Below are 7495 nucleotides of genomic sequence, written 5' to 3' on the forward strand. Positions count from 1 at the left end.
GTTAAGTTTTCATACACTTCATCCTCTGATATGATGAAATTCGCATTAATCATTTCAAATTTATACCCAAAGAGATATGTATTGAAGTTATGGTCATTCATTAGACCTACTGTATAGTTACCTCCCAATACTTCTTCAAAAGTGATGTAGAAATTCTGGGACCCGTTATTGTACATTGTGTATGCTGGTACTTGGTCGAAGTACATTAAAACCACTGAATCAAATGAATCTAGGGTTGTACCGTTAATTATGACTGTTTGGTTGATTTTATCAATAATAACGTTATATATTTCACCAGTACCGTTGAAAACACAATATTTGCTGGTAATTTCACTAACTTCAGGGCCTGCAAAGTAATTCATTGTAAGGTTTCCTTCTTCTCCCTGGAAGTTATCTAAAAAGGTACAGAATCCAAATGTTGCTGAGGAGTATTGTTCGAGGTCGGCCTCGATATAGATTGCTCCACCTTCTTCACCTGCAATATTGTTCATAAATGTACAGTTTAGTGCAATGAGGGTTGCATCTTGGTCTGAATCCATTGAACCAATACATATGTAGAAATTACAGTTAGTCATGGTCAAAGTACCTGCAACCAGTTCAATAGCTCCACCTTCAGAGTTGTATCCATTAATTACTGTAATGTTTTCCAGTGTAATTGTAGGACCTTCGGTATTATATGGAACTGGAATAGGAGGTACTGTTTCAATCCATTCCACCTCAGTATCATATGTTAAATGCAGGAAGTAATCTTCACCTTCACAGTCGAAAATAACCTCTTCGCCTCCATAAGCTCTGATTGTTATTTCCAATTCTCCTTCAATGTCAATGCCACGGAAGTCTTCTCCTTTATAGGTTCCACCTCTAACTGTAATGATACCGCCCATTAGTGAAGCTTCGTCGATTGCATCTGCTAGGGTGTCGAAATATTGTGGTTCATCATCTTCATCCTCTTGGTATATGAAGTTGCCAGTTTCTTCATAGTCATCGAAAATGGAATCTTCATCACTAAGTAGGTCATTGTTTGAAGCAATAAGAAGATCATCATGGGAATTCCAATTGAAATTATTAACGTTTTCGTCATCTACTTCCTCAATTGAGGATTGGCCGAGAACATTGCTGGTAGTGCCAAGTGATGATCCGCCTTTGACATTCAAAGTGGCCTCAGCAGAACCTGATAAGTAGTTTACACGTTCCTGTGAAGTGACCTTGATTGCGTAAGTTCCAGGAGCAAATGTTTTACCCACTTCAATGGACTTGCTGCCGTTGATCAATGTGATGAGCTTGTAGTCACCAATTTCTATTGTGTAGATTGATGGAACATTTGTTTCAATGTTTACAGTAATGTTTTCGTCAGATCCAACTTCCACATCCGCTACAGATATGGTTGGATTGGCCTTTTTCACTTCAAAATCAATAATGGAATATGTGGATTCGAAAGCTTCGTCATTATATAATGCTACAAGAGTGTATTTTCCTGCATCTAATTTCAATGACTCAAGTTCCTCTTTTGTATAATATACTCCATTCAATTGGTAGGTTATTGTACCAATAGCATTTGCAGGTAGTGTTTCAGTGACTTTTATGGTTTCACCATATGTGATATTGTCAACGGAAACATTCAAATCAAAGCTTGCACTGTTGACTTTGAACATTTTAGTAATACTGTCCATATGATATGCATTTTCATTGTAATCTACAATACCGTTTAAAACAGCATGATATTTGCCCGGATTCAATATGTCTGTATTATAGGTGAATGCATTGTCTTTGATTTCCACAGTGACGTTTTCACCAGCGACTGTTAAATTAGCTGCAGCATAGATATTAGCACCAATATCTGCTGTACCGCTGATTATTGAGCTTTCACCGTATTTAACATTCAATGCTTTTAATTCAACATTTTTAACATCAAAAATGGTATCATGAGCTACGGTAAATCCATTGTTGTAAATATTTCTGTATTCACCGGTGTTATTTGCAAGAACACAACCGTCAATTAATGCTGTAACTTTAGGAGATGTTGCAATAGCTCCAATTGTTGCTTCGTTGTTCATAATGAGGCTGCTGTCAATAAATAACCTGAGCTTTTCATTATTAGGGTTTTTGATTAAAATAACAGAACCCCTTTTACCTTTATTGTTATTGAAAGTACAGGTGTCGATGTTTGCGTTTGAAATTCCGTCAAGGCAAATGACTCCACCATTAACATCCTTGTTGGAGTTGCTTTCAAAGTTGGATGAGTCAATATTAAAGGTTACTTCCGCATCGTTTGCGTTGACATAAATTACTCCACCTTCAAGTTCTGCATCTTCGCCTGCATCATTTTTGATGTCGTTTTTAATGAATTCGGATAATGAGACACTCACATATATTGAGTTATTTCCGACATATATTGCAGATCCTTTAACAGCAGTATTCTGTTCAAAGTCACATGAAGCAACTGCTGGTTCAATTTGAATTAAGTTTTTGAAGTGCAATGCTCCGCCTTCACGTGCAGTGTTATTAATGAATTTGGAAGATGTGATTGAAACATCACTATAACCTAGTGATGTGACTGCTGCAGTGCTTGCTTTTAAAGGAGCGACGTTGTTTATGAAATTACAGTTCTCAATTTCTAATGATTCCCCGTCACTGAATATAGCTGCTCCACCATTTTCGGCAAATGATGTCTTAGTAATCATATTGTTAGTAAAGTTACATGAATCCACTGTAAGATCTCCATGATTGACTATAACTCCATAATTGGTGTTTCTGTTGCGGATTCCTTTGAATGTTATTCCGTATATGGTGACTTCAGAGGTTTCCTGAACTATAATGAAATTGCCGTCATGGCCTTGGGCATCAAAGACTGCACCTTCCAATGCAATGAGGTCTAAAGTCTTATTGAATATTACAATTCCGGTTTCACTATAAGTTCCTTTTTTAATGAAAATTGTATCTCCATCATTGGAATTTACGATAGCCTCTTTTAAAGTATCATATTCAGCATTTGTGCTCACTACAACGAAGTTGCTGTAGGTTTTGCTTACTGAAAATGTTGTGAAATTCAATGCAAGAGTGAAGTTCTCATCACTACCGCTCATACCAAGGACTGTATAATTACCTAAATCAAGGCCAGTCAATTTTACACTGCCTTTACCGTCTACAACTTCAACCTGATATTGTGTGTTTCCAATGAAAATTGTGAAAGTTTTATCCCAATTTGCATAAACATTTAAAACAGGTATTTCAGGTATTAATACATCTTTTACTTCAAGTTTCATTATTATTTTAGCTCTTTCAATAAATATTTTTGCATATGGGTAATTATCCAAATAGAATTCGTTTCCATTTATATCGGAGTAATAGTTATGTCCAAAGAAATGATCATTACTGTCGGATTGTGTATCACTTCCGGACATATCGATTTCATGTGTTCCTCCGGAAAGTAATCCCATGCTCATATTGAATTTATTATCTTCAATTGTAACTACATCCCCAATAATGCCATCATCTAAAAGTCCTGATAAAAGGGTATAATTGTTATTCAAATTGGATCCCCAATCAAAAATACCATCAAAGATATATTCAACACCATAGACGCTGTCTTTTACATTTATTGTTAAGTTCAAATCAAATTCATTATCTTCTAAATTGATTTTTCTTGTGATTGATTCAGAGTATATGTTTCTGTAAGTGGTTGCAACATTGGTATCGAAAACACACTCAGTCATATTTATGAGACTGTCTGCGAGGTCGGTTATATAAATAGCCCCTCCAATTTCAGCAATATTTCCCATAAATAAAGTGTCATGAGCTTCAAGATTGCTGGCATATATTGCTCCACCTTCACCAGTAGCCACATTAGTGGTAAATTCTGAGTCGGTAATATTTAAATAAGAAGAGGAATCTGCATTGATTGCTCCACCATTAATGCCTTGATTGGAATCGAAAGTACAATCATATATATTTGCAATAGTGTTTTTGAAAAGTGATTGACCATTTGATTCAAAAGTACATCCATAAAGTCCTAAGTTTGAATTTTCCGCGTTAATAGGAGTTCCCGGTTCATCTTCGGAATTGACAGTATTGTTAAATATACAATCTGTAATGGTACATTCTGCAGCAGTATTGAATTTTAATGCAGCATCTATAAATTTGCCGATTACAGTTATATCTTTCATGTGAAGTTCCCCATTAGAACCAACAGAGAACAAATAATTTTGAGAATCTGATGAAAAGATGACATCTTCAGCCAATCCAGTAATATCTAATTTAGGGCTGATTGAAACCATCTTATTTACAATATCCACATTAAAATTATTACTTCCAGTCCATGTTCCACCTTCAACAGCAATATCACCAGTTCCACCAAATGGAATAGCGTTTACTGCGTCTTTTAAAGTTTCAAATACTTTAATATCTTCACCCATAGTCAAGACAAAATTAGGTTCTACAATTGTAAAAGTATTTCCAGGATATGAGTATCTTTTTTCACCATCTTTCATCATGTAAACTGTATATGTTCCTTTTTCAAGATCTGTGAATTCGACAGAATGGAGACTAGCCCAAGGTTTTTCCCCATAATAAGAATCATCTTTATATAAAACCACTAAATTTACATCCTCCTCTTCAATGTCAGGTGTTATTTCCACTGATTTAACAGTAGCATCAACATCAATATCAAGGGAACCATGTCCTTTAAAGCGACAATCGTTAAACTCCCACTCTCCAGGTGCACCCTCACCGTCTTCATATCCAAAATCGTTTTCTTCGTAACCGACTTCATCGTTACCCACTTTATTGCCTTCGAAATAACAATTATTAAGGGTAACACTACCATCATCCTCACAGGAAATGGCTCCACCAGTATCAGCTGCCTTGTTATTTGTGAACACACAATTGTTGGCTATAAATGAACCTCCATCGGACACACTTATGGCTCCACCATAACGGCCTCCCTCATTTCCAGTCAGTACACAGTTGTTCAATGTCAATTGTCCTTCGGAAATTTCAATAGCTCCACCATCTTTTGTTGCTTTCCCTTTTGTGAAGGATATGCCATTGAATGTAATTTTACAGTTAGCATTTTCAAACCAAAACAGGTAATCATTATTACTTCCGTCGAAAATAACCTGTTCACCATCAAATGGTCTTATTGTTATTGTCGCTTCATCTGAAAAATGAATATATATGTCCCCATCAGTTGTGGCGTCACGTTCTGTGTATGTACCGCCTTTAACCAATATTGTTCCTTTTTTGGTATCGCTATCTGCGATTTCATCCATAGCATCACGTAAATCAGTGTGCCATGTAGCTGCCTCAACATAGTAAAAACAATCTGTGTCGGCTTTAAGCACATCATCGTTTGAGGCGGAAAGCAATTCTCCTTTTGCACTAGGAGCTGCTTTCACCTCTTTCTGATTTGATACTTCTATTGAAGTATCGCTTTCACTTATTTCTTCAACGTCATTGACACTTTCACTCTGATAAACTGGAGTGGCATTGTCTTCTTGCTCATAAGCAATAGACGTTGTTTCTATATATGTATCGCTGACTTCTCCTAGCGATGTATCATTCGCATCAGCTGCCGAAATTGCACTGACACTCATGATCATTACAAGGGATATTATCAGCAATATTCCTATCCTTTTTTTCTTCATTTTTAAAATACCTCATATTTTAATAAAGTAATTGAACAGAACGAACGTTCGGTTACTTATATGCTGTTTAAAGAGCATACATCCTTTATTATACTATAATCTTTATTTTTAACTAATATATATGAATTACTATCTTTTGGCGAATGTAAAGTGGAAATTTTTTCTATGAATTTACATTATTGATACGATATTTATATACAAAAACTAAAATTATGATTAAAAAAATAAATAAAATTATAATTATTTAAAATAAAATTAAATATATAGAAAAAAACACAAATATTGTTCCTTTTATAGTTATATAAAATTTTTGGTGTTTTAATTAACAGAAATATGAGTTTAATTTGTATTTTCCAATATAATAGAACACTCGTCCCCCATATCTATTTTTATCATAACAGAACGTTCGTTCTCTACATCATTTAATAAGTAAAAAATATATAACATTAAATGATGAATACAAAACAATTAATTTTAGAAACAACTTTAAAATTAATGATTGAAAATAAGAACTCTATTATTTCTATTAGAGAAATCAGTAATGCCTCAGGAATTGCTATCGGTGGGATATATCATCATTTTTCAAATAAAGAAGAGATATATAATGAACTTACTGAAAGATATTATATAAACTATTATAAATTTGATTTTGACAAACTCCAGCAGATAAAGGGAAATGCAAAAGAGAAAATCCACAATGTCATGGCTGAAATTTTTAAGCAAAAAGAAACCGGAATCCCAATTGAATCGATTGATGATGAAATAGACTACAGATCCATATTGTTGGTTTTGAGTGGAAATGGATTTGCTTATGAAAATAATGAGGAGCTTAACCAAAGTATCATAAAAGAATCAAGGGAATTTTTAACTGAAATTATCAAGGAAGGTCAAGAAAATGGGGAAATCCGACAAGACTTCTCAAGCGAAGATATTGCAGAATCATTAATTCTTATGTACATGGGGATTCAATATAGATGGGAAGTAAATTTAATTTATGATATGAGTTCAGTCTTTGAAGATAATTTTAATTTGGAATGGGAAAAGATAAGGTTCAGAGAATAATTAAAACAATGTGGTTAGATGAATACTAAAGACTTGATTCTTGAAAAAACACTAAAATTGATATTGGAAAAAGGCACAATTGACATTTCAATTAGTGAAATTCGAAATTGTACCGGACTGACAACCGGTGGGATATATTATCATTTTTCAGATAAAAACGACATATTTGAAGAAATTTTACAAAAGTATATGGTGGATTATATTAAAATCGATTTTGATAAAATCCTCCTTGAAGGTTCATCAAAGGACAGAATCCATGATGCATTGTTTTACATTTTATATCATTACATAAACGGTGTGGAAATTGAAAGCATCAACGAAAAAATCAATTATAATAGCGTAATACTTCTTTTAACCTCAGTGGGATATGCCCATGAAAGAGTTAACCAGATAATTTCACAAACCGGGAACGATGTTAAAATGTTTTTAACTGACCTTGTCGAAGAGGGCAAAAGGCAAAATGAAATCAGACAGGACTTCTCGACTGAAAACATTGTGGAATCATTGTATATCATGTATATGGGAATTCAATATTATTGGTTGGTTTTCCCGGATTATGATGTTGATTTGATGTTTGAGAAAAACTTTGATATGACTTGGCAGGCTATCGAATGCCAATGAAACATAGTTATTTTCCATTTTTTTTAAAATAAAGCATTTAATATAAAAATTTTTTTTAGTGATATTGGCCTTTGAACCACCCCATCCTATAGAGGATGGGGATTCCTGAATTTTTTTCACTTAATAATGGTTAATTTAAGTATTTTTTCAGGCTATCCCCGTTGAACCAG

The 7495-nt window shown here is 34.1% G+C and carries 3 protein-coding genes; 2 read left to right on the top strand and 1 reads right to left on the bottom strand.

What is annotated here, in order from left to right; translation table 11 throughout:
- Positions 1 to 5642 (bottom strand): hypothetical protein (locus QZN27_RS07865; protein WP_296786071.1); only part of this gene is annotated, 5642 nt, incomplete at its 3' end.
- A 450-nt stretch (positions 5643 to 6092) separates the two neighbouring features.
- Here QZN27_RS07865 and QZN27_RS07870 point away from each other — a divergent pair.
- Positions 6093 to 6704 carry a TetR/AcrR family transcriptional regulator gene (locus QZN27_RS07870; protein WP_296786074.1) on the top strand — a complete coding sequence of 204 codons (612 nt, stop codon included), beginning with the start codon at positions 6093 to 6095 and terminating at the stop codon, positions 6702 to 6704.
- Positions 6705 to 6722: 18 nt separating this feature from the next.
- Positions 6723 to 7325 carry a TetR/AcrR family transcriptional regulator gene (locus QZN27_RS07875; RefSeq protein WP_296786076.1) on the top strand — a complete coding sequence of 201 codons (603 nt, stop codon included), beginning with the start codon at positions 6723 to 6725 and terminating at the stop codon, positions 7323 to 7325.
- The last annotated feature ends 170 nt before the right edge of the window (positions 7326 to 7495 follow it).

Origin of the sequence: uncultured Methanobrevibacter sp. (assembly GCF_900316895.1) — an archaeon.
Classification (GTDB): domain Archaea; phylum Methanobacteriota; class Methanobacteria; order Methanobacteriales; family Methanobacteriaceae; genus Methanocatella.